Annotated in this window: 16 protein-coding genes; 4 read left to right on the forward strand and 12 right to left on the reverse strand. The window is 73.1% G+C overall.

Going from position 1 to position 14,149, the window contains the following annotated elements; all coding sequences use genetic code 11:
* Positions 1–4: 4 nt before the first annotated feature.
* Positions 5–1,201 carry a DNA polymerase IV gene (gene dinB, locus VK611_09405; GenBank protein HMG41535.1) on the reverse strand — a complete coding sequence of 399 codons (1,197 nt, stop codon included), beginning with the start codon at positions 1,199–1,201 and terminating at the stop codon, positions 5–7.
* A gap of 66 nt (positions 1,202–1,267) precedes the next feature.
* On the opposite strand from dinB, the gene VK611_09410 reads away from it, so the two are divergent.
* Entirely contained in the window at positions 1,268–1,639 is a 372-nt protein-coding gene (locus tag VK611_09410) for a glyoxalase superfamily protein (GenBank protein HMG41536.1), read from the forward strand.
* Between the two features lie 49 nt (positions 1,640–1,688).
* On the opposite strand, the gene VK611_09415 is transcribed toward VK611_09410, so the two are convergent.
* Complete coding sequence (locus VK611_09415) at positions 1,689–2,567, reverse strand: ABC transporter permease (protein ID HMG41537.1); 879 nt, start codon at positions 2,565–2,567, stop codon at positions 1,689–1,691.
* A 31-nt stretch (positions 2,568–2,598) separates the two neighbouring features.
* Positions 2,599–3,582: an ABC transporter ATP-binding protein gene (locus VK611_09420; protein HMG41538.1), complete on the reverse strand. Its 984-nt coding sequence runs from the start codon at positions 3,580–3,582 to the stop codon at positions 2,599–2,601.
* A gap of 174 nt (positions 3,583–3,756) precedes the next feature.
* Here VK611_09420 and VK611_09425 point away from each other — a divergent pair, with 174 nt between their 5' ends.
* On the forward strand, positions 3,757–4,650 hold the full coding sequence (locus tag VK611_09425) for a sigma-70 family RNA polymerase sigma factor (GenBank protein HMG41539.1): 894 nt from the start codon (positions 3,757–3,759) through the stop codon (positions 4,648–4,650).
* A gap of 25 nt (positions 4,651–4,675) precedes the next feature.
* Here the strand turns inward: VK611_09425 and VK611_09430 are convergent, their stop codons facing one another.
* Both VK611_09430 and VK611_09435 read right to left on the reverse strand, forming a co-directional pair.
* A complete protein-coding gene (locus VK611_09430) occupies positions 4,676–4,891 on the reverse strand; it encodes a DUF397 domain-containing protein (GenBank protein HMG41540.1) in 216 nt (71 codons plus the stop codon).
* Positions 4,888–5,736: a helix-turn-helix transcriptional regulator gene (locus VK611_09435; protein ID HMG41541.1), complete on the reverse strand. Its 849-nt coding sequence runs from the start codon at positions 5,734–5,736 to the stop codon at positions 4,888–4,890. Before VK611_09435 ends, VK611_09430 begins: the two co-directional genes overlap by 4 nt.
* 226 nt (positions 5,737–5,962) lie before the next feature.
* Here VK611_09435 and VK611_09440 point away from each other — a divergent pair, with 226 nt between their 5' ends.
* A complete protein-coding gene (locus tag VK611_09440; protein HMG41542.1) occupies positions 5,963–6,184 on the forward strand; it encodes a hypothetical protein in 222 nt (73 codons plus the stop codon).
* 106 nt (positions 6,185–6,290) lie between these two features.
* Here the strand turns inward: VK611_09440 and VK611_09445 are convergent, their stop codons facing one another.
* The 4 genes from VK611_09445 to VK611_09460 form a co-directional block, all read right to left on the reverse strand.
* Positions 6,291–7,154: an alpha/beta hydrolase gene (locus VK611_09445; protein HMG41543.1), complete on the reverse strand. Its 864-nt coding sequence runs from the start codon at positions 7,152–7,154 to the stop codon at positions 6,291–6,293.
* Positions 7,155–7,311: 157 nt separating this feature from the next.
* Entirely contained in the window at positions 7,312–8,085 is a 774-nt protein-coding gene (locus VK611_09450; protein HMG41544.1) for a rhomboid family intramembrane serine protease, read from the reverse strand.
* A gap of 64 nt (positions 8,086–8,149) precedes the next feature.
* On the reverse strand, positions 8,150–8,335 hold the full coding sequence (locus tag VK611_09455) for a hypothetical protein (protein HMG41545.1): 186 nt from the start codon (positions 8,333–8,335) through the stop codon (positions 8,150–8,152).
* Between the two features lie 45 nt (positions 8,336–8,380).
* A complete protein-coding gene (locus tag VK611_09460) occupies positions 8,381–11,053 on the reverse strand; it encodes a LuxR C-terminal-related transcriptional regulator (GenBank protein ID HMG41546.1) in 2,673 nt (890 codons plus the stop codon).
* A gap of 375 nt (positions 11,054–11,428) precedes the next feature.
* On the opposite strand from VK611_09460, the gene VK611_09465 reads away from it, so the two are divergent.
* Positions 11,429–12,724 carry a hypothetical protein gene (locus VK611_09465; protein ID HMG41547.1) on the forward strand — a complete coding sequence of 432 codons (1,296 nt, stop codon included), beginning with the start codon at positions 11,429–11,431 and terminating at the stop codon, positions 12,722–12,724.
* A gap of 103 nt (positions 12,725–12,827) precedes the next feature.
* Here VK611_09465 and VK611_09470 read toward each other — a convergent pair whose 3' ends face one another.
* From VK611_09470 to VK611_09480, 3 genes are read right to left on the reverse strand one after another with little or no spacing between them, the layout of a single operon-like run.
* Positions 12,828–13,250, reverse strand: coding sequence for a VOC family protein (locus tag VK611_09470; GenBank protein HMG41548.1), 423 nt, complete (start codon positions 13,248–13,250; stop codon positions 12,828–12,830).
* Positions 13,247–13,753, reverse strand: a complete 507-nt coding sequence (locus VK611_09475; GenBank protein HMG41549.1) for an SRPBCC family protein — start codon at positions 13,751–13,753, stop codon at positions 13,247–13,249. The genes VK611_09470 and VK611_09475 overlap by 4 nt, the downstream gene beginning before the upstream one ends.
* The gene (locus VK611_09480; GenBank protein ID HMG41550.1) at positions 13,750–14,139 is read right to left on the reverse strand and encodes a metalloregulator ArsR/SmtB family transcription factor; all 390 of its coding nucleotides are present in this window, start codon (positions 14,137–14,139) and stop codon (positions 13,750–13,752) included. Before VK611_09480 ends, VK611_09475 begins: the two co-directional genes overlap by 4 nt.
* Positions 14,140–14,149: the final 10 nt, after the last annotated feature.

A 14,149-nucleotide genomic window follows, 5' to 3' on the forward strand; every position in this document is an offset into this window, starting at 1 on the left:
AGCACTATCGATCGGGGAGCAGGGGGACCGTGAGGTCGGGGTCGTGGCCCAGGAGCACCGCGCGGGTGATGGCGGTAGAGCCGAAGCGGGTGCGGACGTCGTCGAGGGTGGCGTCGAGGGCGCCGCCGCTGCCCCGGCGGAACGGCAGCACCAGCTGCACGGCGGAGGCGTCGGACAGGTTGCCGACCGCCACGCCCACCAGCGTGATGCCCTGCCGGCGGACCAGCGGCTGGGCCTTGGCCATCAGGTCGCGCGCCACTCCCAGCACGGTGCCGGTGTGGGCGGTGGCCCGGTCGAGCGTGTGCGACCGGGTGGCCCGGGTGAAATCGTCGAAGCGGAGACGCAGGACCACCGTGCGCCCCACCCGCTGGGCCGCCCGCAGGCGCCGGCACACCCGGTCGACCAGCGCCACCAGCGACTCGTCGACCAGCCCCGCCGCCTTGGGCCGACTGCCCAGCGCCCGCTGCGCCCCCATCGAGCGACGCCGCCGCCCCACCACCACCGGCCGGGGGTCGCGGTTGTGGGCCAGGGCGTGGAGGTGCCGACCGCCGGCCGGCCCCAGCATCGCCACGAGCGCCGACTCGGGCAGCTCGGCCACCTCGCCCACGGTGTGGACGCCCCGGGCCTGCAGCTTGTCGGCGGTCACCGGCCCGACACCCCACAGCCGGCGCACCGGCAACGGGTGCAGGAACGCCAGCTCCCCCTCCGGCGGCACAACCAGCAGCCCGTCGGGCTTGGCGACCGCACTGGCCACCTTGGCGAGGAACTTCGTGCGGGCCACACCCACGGTGATCGGCAGCCCCACCCGCCGCTGCACCTCCGCCCGCAGCCGCACGGCGATCTCCCGCGGGGTGCCGGCGATGCGCCACAGCCCGGCGACGTCGAGGAACGCCTCGTCGATGGACAAGCCCTCCACCAGCGGCGAGGTGTCGTCGAACACCCCGAACACCGCCTTGCTGGCCTCGGAGTACACCGAGAACCGGGGCTCGACGACGACGGCCTGCGGGCACAGCTGCCGGGCCTGCCGGCCGCCCATCGCCGTGCGGACGCCGAACGCCTTGGCCTCGTAGCTGGCCGCCAGCACCACGCCCCCGCCCACCACGACCGGCCGCCCCCGCAACTGGGGACGGTCCCGCTGCTCCACCGACGCGTAGAACGAGTCGAGGTCGGCGTGCAGGATGGTGGCCTGCCCGGCGTTCACGAACACATGTTCGCACATCCTGAGGCGTCACGGAAACACCGAAAGGGAGCCGTAAGGTCGAACGCCATGGATTGGAAGATCGAGCTCATCGCCATCCCCGTGACCGACGTCGACCGGGCCAAGGCCTTCTACACGGAGCAGGCCGGCTTCAACGCCGACCACGACCACCAGGTGAACGACGACCTGCGCTTCGTGCAGCTCACGCCGCCGGGGTCGGCCTGCTCGATCACGATCGGCACCGGCGTCACCGACGCCCAGCCCGGCTCGGTGAAGGGCATGCAGATGGTGGTCGCCGACATCGAGCAGGCCCATCAGGAGCTCAGCGACCGCGGCGTCGACGTGAGCGAGGTCCAGGACTTCCCGTGGGGCCGCTTCGTCTTCTTCAGCGACCCCGACGGCAACTCCTGGGCCGTCCAGGCGATGCTCCCCCAGCCCTGACGCGGGTGAGTCCCCGCCCGGGGAGCGGACGGGGACTCGCGACAAGGGGTCAGCTCACGGCGGAGCGGGTGAAGACCCTCACGCTGACCGTCGTGAGCACCAGGGCGAACAGGGCCACGACCCCGAGGCTGAGGGTGGCCATGGCGGTGGTGTTGGTCATGCCCCAGATGTCGTGGAGGCCGGCGCCGCCGTCGTCGAGCAGGCCGTACCGCAGCAGCGCCAGGGTGTGGGTCAGCGGGAGCACCTTGGCGACCGCCGTGAGCCCGGCCGGCAGGGCCGTGATGGGGAACAGCGAGCCGGCGAAGAACCACGGCACGATGGCGAGGCCGGGCAGGGCGCCGGTGAACTCCTCCACCGACGGCATCCGGTTGGCGACGGCCTCGGCGACCCCGTACATGGCCACGGCGAGCAGCAGCGAGGCGCCGACCACCCAGCCGAGCCCGGACACCGTCACGTCGTACTCGGCGCCCCGCAGCACCGACGCCACCAGCAGCACCCCGAGCTGCAGCCCGGTGATGGCCAGGGCGACGACGAAGTTGCCGGCGACCAGCAACGACCGCGGGATCGGCGCCGCCAGCAGGTCGCGCCGGGCGCCGCTGTCGCGGTCGACGATCACCCCGACCCCGGAGAACAGGCAGTTCAGGGGGATCAGCAGGCCGGCGGTGCCGAGGGCGGCGTAGCTCATGTAGTCGATGCCCGGCACCGACGGCCCGATCGAGTCGAGCGCCGGGGCGATCACCAGGGCGAAGAGCACGGGCGTCGACAGCGGGACGAGGATCTCCCGGGGCGTCCGGGCGGTGAGGGCGAAGCGCCGGGCGGCCAGGGTGCGCAGGGCACCGAGGAGGCCGGGCCCGGACCGCGGCACCGCTTCGGGGCGAACCGGGCGGGCCGTCACGACCGGGGTGGGGGTGGAGACGACGGTGGTCATCGGAGGAGCTCCTTTGAAACGTTGGGGGAGGTCATGCCGCGGCCGCGGGGGTGGCGAGGGAGCCGCCGGTGAGGCGCAGGTAGACGTCGTCGAGAGTGGGCCGACGGGTGGTCACGGCCGTGGGCGTGACACCGGCGCGACCGAGCGCGTCGAGGGCGTCGGCGGCGGGACGGCCGTGCAGGGGCACGGTGACGGTGGAGCCGAGGGCGAGAACGTCGTCGCCGGCGAAGCCACCGGCCCGGAGTCCGCTCAGCGCACGAGCGGCGGCCGGCGAGGAGTCGACCCGCAGCTCCAGCACGTCGATGCCGAGCCCGGCGAGCAGGTCGGCCGGCGTGTCGAGGGCGACGATCTCGCCCTCGTGCATCACGCCGATGCGGTCGCACAGCCGCTCGGCCTCGTCGAGGTAGTGGGTGGTGAGCAGCACCGTGAGGCCGGACCGCTCCCGCAGGCCGCCGATGAGGTCGAGCAGCTCGTAGCGGATCCGGGGGTCGAGGCCGACGGTGGGCTCGTCGAGGAACAGCACCCGGGGCCTCGACAGCAGCGACCGGGCGATCTCCAGCCGCCGCCGCTGCCCGCCGCTGTAGGTCGACACCGGGCGGTCGAGGATGCCGGTGAGCCCGAAGCCGTCGACGTGCTCGTCGATCCGCGCCGCCGCGTCCCGAGCGCCCACGCCCCACAGGCGGGCGTGGAGGAGCAGGTTGCGGCGGCCGGTGAGAGCCCGGTCGACGACCGGGTCCTGGAACACGACGGCGCTGGCGGCCCGGGCCTGGATCGGCTGGTCGGACACGTCGAAGCCGTCGACGTGGGCCCGCCCGCCGGTGGGCACCACGGTGGTGGTGAGCATGCCGATGGTGGTGCTCTTGCCGGCGCCGTTGGGACCGAGGAGGCCGAAGACCTCGCCGGGAGCGACGTCGAAGTCGACGCCCTTCACGGCTTCGACGCCGCCGGGCCAGGTCTTGCGCAGGCCGTGGACGCCGACCGCCGCCGGGGGGAGCTGGTCGGTGGTGTGGTTCATGGCCCAGACGACAAGACGGCGGCCCCGGATGTGACACGGCGGCTTGCATGTCACCCATCCAACCACCCGCCGCCGCCCCAAACGGTGGAGGCGGCAAGCCGCTCCGCTGTCACATTTTGGGGGTCCTGTCTTGTCGTGTGGGGTGACCGGTACGTTTGCCCCTGGGAGAACCCCATGCCCGACCCTCGCCTCGACGTCGCCTGGCGCGACGACCGCCGCTACCTCCTGAGCCTGGCGAAGCGCACGCTGGGCGACTCCGCCGCCGCCGAGGACGTGGTGCAGGAGGCGTTCGGCGCCCTCGTCAAGATGCCGCCCGGCGAGGTGGACGACGTGCGGGGCTGGCTGACGGTGGTCGTCCGGCGGCTCAGCCTCAACCGCCTCCGCTCGGCGTACAGCCGCCGGGAGTCGGTCGCCGACACCCTCCCCGAGGACGGCGGCACCGACGACCCCGCCGACCGGGTGACCCTCGACGACCAGGTCCGTCAGGCCCTCGCGGTGGTCCTCGACCGCCTGTCACCGGCGGAGCGCACGTCGTTCGTGCTCCACGACGTGTTCGGCTTCCCGTTCGGCGCGGTGGCCGAGATCGTCGGCCGCACCCCCGCGGCCTGCCGCCAGCTCGCCAGCCGGGCCCGACGCTCGGTGCGCGCCGGCGACGACGTCGGCACCGACACCGACGACACCGACGGCACCAGCACCGACGGCGAGCGGCACCTGGTCACCCCGGCCGCCGCCCGGCACAGCCTGCTGGCCGAGCGGTTCGTGGCGGCCGCCTCCGGGGGCGACCTCGCCGCGCTCGTGGAGGTCCTCGACCCCGACGTCGCCGGCGACGCCGTCCTGGTCGGCCACGGCCCGTTCGTCCACGCCGAGGGGTTCGACCAGGTGGCGGGCCGGCTGCTGCGGCTGTTCGGCCCGGCCACCGGCATGGACCTGGTGCCCTTCCCGGTCGAGGACCAGGCCGGGGTCGTCGCCGTGATCAAGGGCCGGGTGCATGCCGTGATCCTGCTCACGGGCACCGACACCGTGCGCCTGATCCAGGCCTACGTCCTCCCCGCGGCCCACCAGCCGTAAGTCCTCCGACCCCGGAGACCCCCGACTACATCGCGTCCGCCAGGTCGTCGAACTCGCCGGCCTTGCAGCCGTTCACCCAGGCGGCCAGCTCGGACCGGGTGAACTCGATGGTCCCGGCGTCGGGGCGGTGGCTGTTGCGCACGAGGATCAGGTCGCCGACCTCGCACACCTCCACGCAGTCGCCGTTCTGCCCGCTGTACGTCGATTTTCGCCAGCTGGGCCTATCAGGATGGTCGCTCATTGGTATCGCTCCTCGGCGATGTTGCGGATGAGGTCGACCGACTCCGTGAGCGAGAGGGAGTGCTCGCACAGGTGGTCGAACACCTCGACGTGGGCGTCGACGGCGTGGGGCCCCTCCAGGTACCGGACCCCGGTCCGGTCGGTGACGCAGGCCATCTGAGCCGTCGTCGCTCCGGGCGACGCCAGCAGCGTGAACGCCCCGAACGAGGCCGCGTGCACGCCCGCCACCAGCGGCAGGATCCGCAGGTCGACGTTGGGTTGCTGCGCCATCGCCGCCAGGTGGGCGAGTTGCGCGGCCATCACCACCGGCCCGCCCGTGAGGCGGAGGAGCACCGACTCGTCCAGCACGACCGCCAGCTGCAACGGATCGGGCTTCCGTATCAACACGCCCTGGCGGGCCAGGCGCAGCTCGACGCGCCGCGCCACCCACTCGTCGCTCGCCGGGCGCGGCCCCACCCGCTCGACCGCCCGGGCGTAGGCCGGCGTCTGCAGCAGGGCGTGCACCGTCATCGGCTGGAACGCCCACAGATGGGAGGCACCCTGCTCCAGCGAGGCGTACAGCGTCAGCCACGTCGGCACGGCCTGACCGCTCGGCGCCGCGACGGCACCCCCGCCCTCGGCCTCGCCGTTGGCGTTGGCGTTGGCGTTGAGGTAGGAGTCGACCTCCACCAGCGACACGTCGAGCCGTTCGGCGAGCCGCGGCCGGAACCCGACCCGCGGCGTCGACAGGCCGCGCTCCCACTCCCGGTAGGTCGACGTGGCCACGCCGATCGAGAGCGCGAGCTGCTCCTGGGTCAGACCCTGTTGCTCCCGCCGTGCCTTGAGCCGGTGGCGTGCCATCGCCATGGCTGTCCTCCCGTACCCCCGTGCTCCCCCGAGCAGTTGCCGGTCCTGTCCCCGGAGAGGCCACAGTACCCACCCCGGGCCGACGCGAAAACCCTGCCCATACGGGCCTTTCCGCGCTCAGGCCGCGCTACTTCGGGGGCCAGCACTCTGGTCATCGCCGGGGTGCCGGCCCGACACTACGCAACGTGTACGCGACTGCACCGACGGGACCGACGGGAACGGCCCGATGAGCCGCCGCCGACCGGTCGACGTGAAGGCCCGCCTGCGCGTCGACGTCGACCACGACGAGTGCCGCTACTGGGTGGAGCTGGAGGCGACCGACGGCCGCACCTGCCGGCTCGACATCCCCACGGCCAGACGGCTGGCGACGCAGGTGCAGGCGAAGGTCCGCGTGGCAGAGCGGATGGCCGCCGACCAGGCCAGAGCCCCGATCCTCAGCCACGAGTGAGCGTCGACCGGGAGCCGGTCGGGCCGTGGCTCTCCCACGGCCCGAACCGGTGCCTCCCGGAATCAGTCGGTGATCAGTCGGTGATCAGTCGGTGATCAGCGGGTGATCAGAACGGGCAGGTGCTGCGGACCTCGTTGAGCGTCCCGCCGGCGACGGGCCTGGAGGCGCCGCACGTCCACGGGTCGTAGCGGGTGTCGCCGTCGAGCCAGCGCTTGAAGAACGCCACCGCGTACTTGCCCGGTAGCCCCGAGCCGAACGCCGGCGAGTTGGCGCAGAAGTGGTCACCACCCGCCAACGAGATGTACTGCTTCTCGCCGGCGAGCGAGTTGTACATCGGCGAGGCGTGCGAGGCGACCGCAGCGACGGCGTCGTTCTGGCAGGCGATCACCAGGGCCGGCTTGTTGACCGTCGAGAAGCTGCTGCTGCCGTTCCACGGCGCCAGCGGCACGGCGACGTCGACGTCGGGGTCGTCCCGCAGCGAGATCAGCGACCCGCCGCCGCCCATCGAGTGGCCGGCGACCCCTTGGCGGGTGCCGTCGACCTTCCCGAACACCGGGCTCCCCTGGGTGTTGCCCTGGTTGACGACGTAGTCGAGGGCCTGGCGCTGCTCGGTGGAGCGCTGCTCCGGCTGGATGAACGAGTTGGTGGTGTTGATGGTGATCGCCACGAAGCCGTGCGACGCCAGGCGCGGGCCCCACGGGGCGATGGCGTCCTGTGCCGACAGGAAGCCGGGGGAGATCGAGATGACGGCGAACGGCCCTTCCGACGTGTTCGCCGGGTAGTAGAGCGTGCCGCCGCCGAAGCCGGCCGAGCTGGGAACGGCCACCGAGCCGACGGCGTACGGCCCCGACGAGGCCATGAGGACGGCCTCCGTCGGCTCGGGCCCGCGCCAGTCGCAGGCCGCGAGCACGAGCGTCAGGACCAGCCCTACGGCCGCGCGACGCCACGGGATGCTGCGAATCGAGATCACTGTGTGCCCCCCTAGGCAATGGAGCCGCCCAGTCAGGACGGCCACCTGCACCAGGTCATAACCCGACATGAGTCAGTAAGTCAACGCTTTGCGTTCCATCCAGTCAGTAAAACCCGACCTGACGCGCCGTCAGACAACAGGCAGTCAGGGGTCCGCTCTAGCGGCCGGACCAGTTGAAGGCGACCGGACGCGTCGGGCCGCGCACGGCCCGGACCACCAGGCCGGCGAGGATGCCGAACACGAACCCGCCCACGTGCGCGGCCCAGGCCACGCTGTCGTTCGGGTCGGTGAAGAACTGCAGCACGAACCAGAACAGCAGCAGAACGGCAGCCGGGATGTCGACCACCACGAAGAAGACCAGCGTCCGGACCCTGGCCGCGGGGAAGAGCACCAGGTAGGCGCCCATCACCGCGGCGATCGCACCCGACGCGCCCACCACCGGCACGGTGGAGTCCGGCTCGAGGGCCACGTGCGCGAGCGTGCCCACGATGCCGCCCACCAGGTAGAAGACCGGGTAGGCCAACCGTCCCATCACGTCCTCGACGTTGTTGCCGAAGACCCACAGGAACAGCAGGTTGCCGCCGATGTGCCACAGGCTGCCGTGCATGAAGATCGACGTGACCACCGACAGCCACACGTTCTTGTCGGGGAAGACCGCGTCGGACTCGCCGTCGTCGACGTCGCAGGAGTCGACGTCGCCCAACCGGTAGGTGGCATCCACCTCCTGCAGGTCGAGGGGGCGGCCCTCCCGCACCTCGCAGGGGATGGCCGCGTTCTCCAGGAAGAAGACCGTGTCGTCGCTGCTGTCCTGGTCGCTGCTCGCGAACGGGCCCGGCTGCCAGGCCAGGTAGGCGACGATGCAGGCCGCGATGATCAGCCAGGTGACGATCGGCGGCCGGCTGACCGGGTTCTCGTCGCGCAACGGCAGCATCGACTAGCTCCCGCCCACGCCCACAGGCCACGACATCCGCCTGACGGTACCGCCCGCGACCACGTCAATCCGGGTCGGCGTCGTCCTCCTCGTCGACCTCGCCGTTCCCGTTATCGCCGCCCTCGCCCTCGGCGCCGTCGTCCTCCACGAGGTCGTCGACGAACGCCGCCACCGCGTCGACCACGTCGTCGGGGGCGAGCGGATCGGGGTCGGCGGGGGCACCGGCCCCGACGGCGAGAGGCTCGCTCACAGGTCGCAACGTACGTACCCCGGCTGACCCCGGCATCAGTAGGCGCTACGTAACCCGCGCTCCGGTGGTCCCCAGGGCGTGGGCCAGCTCGTGGCGGCCGTCGATCGACAGCTTGCGGTACACGCGGTGCAGGTGGGTGTCGACCGTGCGCACCGACAGGTACAGCGCCTCGGCGATCTCCGGGCTGGTGCGACCCGCCGCGGCGAGCAGCGCCACCTGGCGCTCACGGTCGGTCAGCTCCTCGCCCGAGGCCACCAGCAGCTCCAACGCCGACGACGACGGGTGCCCGCAGACGTCCAGCAGCTCCTCGGCCCGGCGCGCCGCCGCCGACGCCGAGGCGCCCAGGCCCTCGCGCCGGAGGGCGTTGGCCGCCGACCGGTACGCCTCCGCCGCCAGCAGGTCGGCGCCCAGCGCGGCGAAGTCGCCCGCCACCGACGCCAGGCCGGCGGCGTCGCCCGTCGCCAGCGCCCGCGTGTGGCGGGCCATCAGCTGCACCAGCGGGCCGTCGACCACCAGCGCCAGGCGCTCCATCGCCTCCGCCGCGTCCGCCGCCCGACCCAGCCGGACCGCGGCGTGCAGGACCTCCACGGCGACGGGCTTGGCCACGAGCTCCATCGCCGTGGCCAGGCCCAGGCACCGCTGGGCCGCCTCGGTGACGTCGCCGTGCGCCGCCAGCAGCCACGACCGCGACAGCTCGATGTACGGCAGCGTCCGGGCGCCCCGGAGCGGGTCGGCCCGGTAGGCGACGTCGGCGTCGCGGAGGGCGGCCTCGGCGGTGTCGAGATCGCCGGCGAACACGGCCGCCCGGGTGCGCATCGCCTCGGCCAGCGGGCGCTGCCCGAACCAGTCGTTCTCCTCCAGCGCCCGGGACGACCGCTGCAGCTCGGCCAGCGCGTCGGCGGCATGGCCCCGCAGCAGCAGGGCGCCGCCCCGGAACCCCGCCAGGATCCCCCGCAGCGACGGCGGCGGGTGGACTACGTCGAGGCCCAGGTTGGCGACCGTGTAGGCGTCGATCTCCTCCACCCGGCCCGCCCAGTAGAGGGCCTGGAACTTGGCCATGCGCAGCTGCAGGTCGCCGTAGGGCACCTCGAGGCGGTGGCGCCGGGCGGAGGCGTGCAGGTCGTCGCCCAGCAGGCCCAGCGCCGCGTCGATCCGGCCGTCGGCACCCCAGGCGGTCACCGCCACGCTCACCGCCCGCACCCGGGCCGGCTCGGGCACGTCGGGCGATGCCAGCAGGGCGTCGGCGATCCCACCGGCCTCGTCGAGCCGCAGCGAGAACATGTACATCTGCGCCAGCACCGAGCGGCACTCCGCCTGCCAGCCGGGATGGCCGTCGAGCTCGTCGTCGGCGGTGCGCAGCACGTCGAAGGCGTCGCCGGAGCGGTCGAGGTGGAGGAACAGCTCGCTGGCCCGGGCGATGGCGATGCGCGCCACCAGCTCCGGGTCCGACGCCTGGAGGCCGGCCAGCGCGGCCTGGGCGTCGTCGATGCGGCCCTGCCCCGACAGCGCCTCGCCGAGCACGAGGCCGGCGTCGGCCCGCGCGGTGCCGCCGGCGGCCCGGGCCAGCCGCTCCGCCAGGTGGTGATCGAGGCGACCCATCGCCTCCCGAGCCAGCGGCAGCAGCTGCTCGGGGTCACCGGGGTCGCCCGACTCGAGCCGCCAGGTGGCCAGTCGCAGGCGGTCGAAGTGCGGGTCGGCGTCGCGCTCCCCGACCGCCTCGACGAGGTCGCGCAGCAGTGCCCGCCGTCGCACCCGCGGCAGCCCTTCGGCCAGCACCTCGCCGTAGAGGGGGTGGGCCACCTGGACGATGCCGCCCCGGTCGGTGTCGACGATCTCGGCCAGACCCCGCCGCTCCAGCACCTCGAGGTGGGCGACGCCGGCCAGCCGCTCCGCGACGTCGAGTGGCACCTGCTCGCCCACCGCCACGATCTCCAGCGCAGCGCGGGCGTCGGGCTCGAGCAGCCGCAGGCGCTCCTCCACCAGCTCGCGCAGCCGCTCCCGGGTGCCCTTGGCCGGCAGCACGATGCGGCCGCCCCCGCCACCGGCGCCGCGGCGCTCGACCGCGGCGGTGACCAGCTCGCGGACGAACAGGGCGTTGCCCCGGCTCAGCTGCCAGATGCGGTCGAGCAGCGACGCCGGCACGCCCCCGCCCCCGCCGCCCAGCGCCGCCAGCACGAGGTTCTCGGTGGCGTCGCGGTCGAGCGGGCTCACGTCGACGCGGGTCAGCAGCTCGTCCTTCCACAGCGCCACCAGGCCGCGCGGCAGGTCCGGCTCGCCCGAGCGGACACTGAGCAGCACCCGGATGTCCGACTGCGTCACCGCCAGGTGGAGGAGCGCCACCGACACGTCGTCGAGCATGTGGGCGTCGTCGACGGCCAGCAGGAAGCGACCGCTGCCCGCCCGTTCGTGGAGCCGGGCCAGGGCGAGGTGGAGAAGGTCCTCGCGCTGGTGGGCCTCGTCGCCGGGGGCCAGCAGGTGGGCGAACGACCCGAGCGGGATGCGCTTGGCCGCCTCCGTCGCCCGCACCCACTCGACCGACGTCCCGCCGTTCCCGTCGTCGGCCTGCAGCTCCTCGATCACCTCGGCGACCAGGCGTGTCTTGCCGACGCCCGCGTCCCCGAAGACCGCGGCCCCCCTCGGTCCGCGGTCGGCTCGCAACAGTTGCCGCAAGCGTTCGAGCTCCACGTCCCGTCCCACCAGCGGCCAGCGCGTGACCACGCCCGGATCCTATGCGGGCGTCCTGTAAAGGCTCCCCGGGACACGCTCTGACCTCTACGTATCAGGTCGTGCACGAATACGTAGGAGCTACTGATCCCCCGCGACGGGTGCCCGCGTACCTTGCTGTCTTGGCGGTTGTTCCCAGCGCCAGCGGTAGCGGCTGTCGGACCCGGCGGAGCAGCCGGAGGGTCGGCGGCGAACCCTCCGGCTGCGGCCCGGCGGCACGACCGCCAGCAAGAGGTCCTGGCCACGGTCCGGTGGTCAGGGCCTCTTTGGCTGTCGGCGCGTCTGTCACCTGTTCGCCCTTGACTGATAAGTCAGGTGTCTTACGGTGGTACCGAGGCGGACGGGGGGTCCGTCGATGGGGGTTTCACGATGACGGACGTTCTCGACCGAGAGGACGCGGCGCCGGCCGTCGCGTCCGCGGTCCCACCCACAGATCCGGATGCCGGCACCGGCTCCGGCGTCGGCGTCGAGCACTGGCTGCTCGCTGCCCTGCTCGGCGGCGCCGGCGCCATCCACTTCGCCATGGCACCGTCGCACCTCGGCGAGTCGGCGGTCGAAGGCGCCGGGTTCGTCGCCGCCGGCTGGCTGCAGCTGGCGCTGGCCGTCGCCCTGGTGGTGCGGCCGGCCCGCTGGATGTACGGCGTCACGGCGGCGAGCGGCGTCGCGCTGATCGGCGCCTGGGCGGTGAGCCGCACCGCCGGCCTGCCGTTCGGCTCCCACTCCGGGCACGCCGAGTCGGTGTCGATCGTCGACGGCGTGTGCGTGGCGCTCGAGGCCGTCGCCGTGGTGGCCGCCCTGTCGCTGCTGGTGGGGCCGGGCGCCCGACTGTTCCGGTCGCGGAGCCTGGGCCTGGTGGGCGCGGTCGCCGCCGTGGTGTTCGCGACGGCCGCCGTCGCGTCGCCGTCGGCCCGCGACCACGCCTCGGGCAGCCACGGCTCGCACGCCGCCATGGACGCCAACGGCCACGACCACGGCGGCGCCGCCTCGGGGGCCGGGGCCGACGACAAGGGCTTCTCGGAGCTGTCCAACGGCCACCAGCACGAGCGCGGCCAGGACGAACCGCTCACGCCCGACGAGACCGTGGCGCTGTCGGGCCAGCTCGCCGCCACCGCCGACCTCGTGGCGAAGTACCCGACGCTCGGCGCTGCCGAGGCCGCCGGGTGGAGCCGGGCAGGCCCCTTCTCCCCCGGCCTCGGCACCCACTACATGAGCCCCGACTACGGGCTCAACAACGACGGCGACATGGATGCCGAGGACCTCGCCCGGCCGTTGCTGATCTACGACGGGCTCGCCTCCGATGCCCCGCTCGCCGGATACATGTTCATGGCCGCCGGGATGGACACCGAGCCCGAGGGGTTCGTCGGACCGAACGACCACTGGCACTACCACGAGCGGGTGTGCATCACGGCGTCCGCCGACGGCGGGATCGACACGCCGTTCGGCGCCGACCTCGAGGGCGTCACCGAGCAGATGTGCACCGAGGCGGGCGGCAACTTCATCGCGTTCACCGCCTACATGGTCCACGTGTGGAACGTGCCCGGCTACGAGTCGCCCGACGGGATGTTCACCGAGCTGAACCCCAGGATCACCTGCCCGGACGGCACCTACCACCGCATCCCGATCGCGGAGCTCGGCGACAAGGACACCGTCTGCCTCAATCCGTGAGCGCAGCGTGACCAACCGTTGGCCAACCGGCGGCGGGTGAACCTGTCCTCGACGGCACGTTCACCCGCCGACAGAGCCCGCCACCCCAAGCCGGGGCAGCTGGTCAGGCTGTCCCGGCGCGGGCGGTGATCTGCTGGACCACCCAGCTGTTGCCGTCGGGGTCGTCGAAGGACATGACGCCGACGTTGTCGAGGTCGGTGTCGGCTTCCGTGCGGGGCCGGAACCCGGTGGGGCCGGCGATCTGGATCTCGCCCACGTCGACGCCCCGCTCGACCAGCTGGGCCCGGGCGGCGGGCAGGTCGCCGACGATCAGCTGCACGCCCTTGAGCGACCCGGGCTCCATGGCGTCGAGGCCCTTGCCGATCACGATCGAGCAGCCGGAGCCGGGCGGCGTCAGCTGCACGAAGCGGACGTCGCCGTGGTCGGTGTCGTGGTCGACGTCGAAGCCCAGCTGGTCGGCGTAGAACGACTTGGCGCGGTCCACGTCCGTGACGGGCACGATGACGACCTCGAGCGTCCAGTTCATGGTGGAGTGTCTCCTTCGGTGGTGGTCAGGTCGCGGAGGACCCGGTCGAGGCGGGTGTAGCCCTCACCGACGCCGCGCTCCATGGGCGTGCGGGTGACGGCGTCGCGCACCTCGCGGGACGGGTAGGTCAACGTGGTGGTGAGGACGGTGCGGTCGCTCTGGTCGACCTCGGCCTCGGTGAGGACGGCGGTGACCAGCGCCTCGCCGGGGTACCACTGGTCGTCGTAGGACTCGGTGTAGACGAGCCGCTCGGGGGCGACGACCTCGCGGTACACGCCGCCGTGACCCATCGTCGCCCCGCCCGGCCCTCGGGACATGAACCGCCAGGCGCCGCCGACACGCAGGTCGATGTCGCACTCCACCAGGTGCCACCCCTGCGCCCCGAGCCACCGCTTGAGCAGGTCCGGCGTGGTGAGCGCCCTGAACACGAGCTCCCGCCGCGCCCCGAGCTGCCGGGTGAGCACGAGGTCCGTCTCGTTCGGCGTCGTCACCCGCAGGCTCACGGCTTGCCCTTCTTGCGGTCGCGGGACCGGCGGGCCTCAACGGCTGTCAGCTCGCCCAGCAGGCGGTCGAGGCGCTGGTAGCTGGCCTCCCAGTAGTCGCGGTAGTCGGCGAGCCAGTCGGTGGCGGCCTTGAGGGGGCGGGCCTCCAGCCGGCAGGGCCGCCGCTGGGCGTCGCGGCTGCGGGTGACGAGCCCGGCCCGCTCCAGCACCTTGAGGTGCTTCGACACGGCGGGCTGACTCATGGCGAACGGCTCGGCCAGCTCGGTGACGGTGGCCTCGCCCGACGCCAACCGGCCGAGGATGGCCCGCCGCGTGCGGTCGGCCAGCGCCGCGAACGTGGCGTCCAGCTGCTCCGGGCTCATCTCTTCATAACCGGCTAGTTCCATAACTAGAAGG

The organism is Acidimicrobiales bacterium, from assembly GCA_035316325.1.
GTDB lineage: Bacteria > Actinomycetota > Acidimicrobiia > Acidimicrobiales > VFJN01 > DASXTK01.

Bases quoted from the DNA above. Each gene is read 5' to 3' on its own strand.
- VK611_09430 (HMG41540.1), bottom strand. From the start codon at position 4,891: ATGAGCGACCATCCTGATAGGCCCAGCTGGCGAAAATCGACGTACAGC.
- VK611_09420 (HMG41538.1), bottom strand. From the start codon at position 3,582: ATGAACCACACCACCGACCAGCTCCCCCCGGCGGCGGTCGGCGTCCAC.
- VK611_09410 (HMG41536.1), top strand. From the start codon at position 1,268: ATGGATTGGAAGATCGAGCTCATCGCCATCCCCGTGACCGACGTCGAC.
- VK611_09470 (HMG41548.1), bottom strand. From the start codon at position 13,250: ATGAACTGGACGCTCGAGGTCGTCATCGTGCCCGTCACGGACGTGGAC.
- VK611_09480 (HMG41550.1), bottom strand. From the start codon at position 14,139: ATGGAACTAGCCGGTTATGAAGAGATGAGCCCGGAGCAGCTGGACGCC.
- VK611_09415 (HMG41537.1), bottom strand. From the start codon at position 2,567: ATGACCACCGTCGTCTCCACCCCCACCCCGGTCGTGACGGCCCGCCCG.
- VK611_09425 (HMG41539.1), top strand. From the start codon at position 3,757: ATGCCCGACCCTCGCCTCGACGTCGCCTGGCGCGACGACCGCCGCTAC.
- VK611_09465 (HMG41547.1), top strand. From the start codon at position 11,429: ATGACGGACGTTCTCGACCGAGAGGACGCGGCGCCGGCCGTCGCGTCC.
- VK611_09435 (HMG41541.1), bottom strand. From the start codon at position 5,736: ATGGCGATGGCACGCCACCGGCTCAAGGCACGGCGGGAGCAACAGGGT.
- VK611_09440 (HMG41542.1), top strand. From the start codon at position 5,963: ATGAGCCGCCGCCGACCGGTCGACGTGAAGGCCCGCCTGCGCGTCGAC.
- VK611_09450 (HMG41544.1), bottom strand. From the start codon at position 8,085: ATGCTGCCGTTGCGCGACGAGAACCCGGTCAGCCGGCCGCCGATCGTC.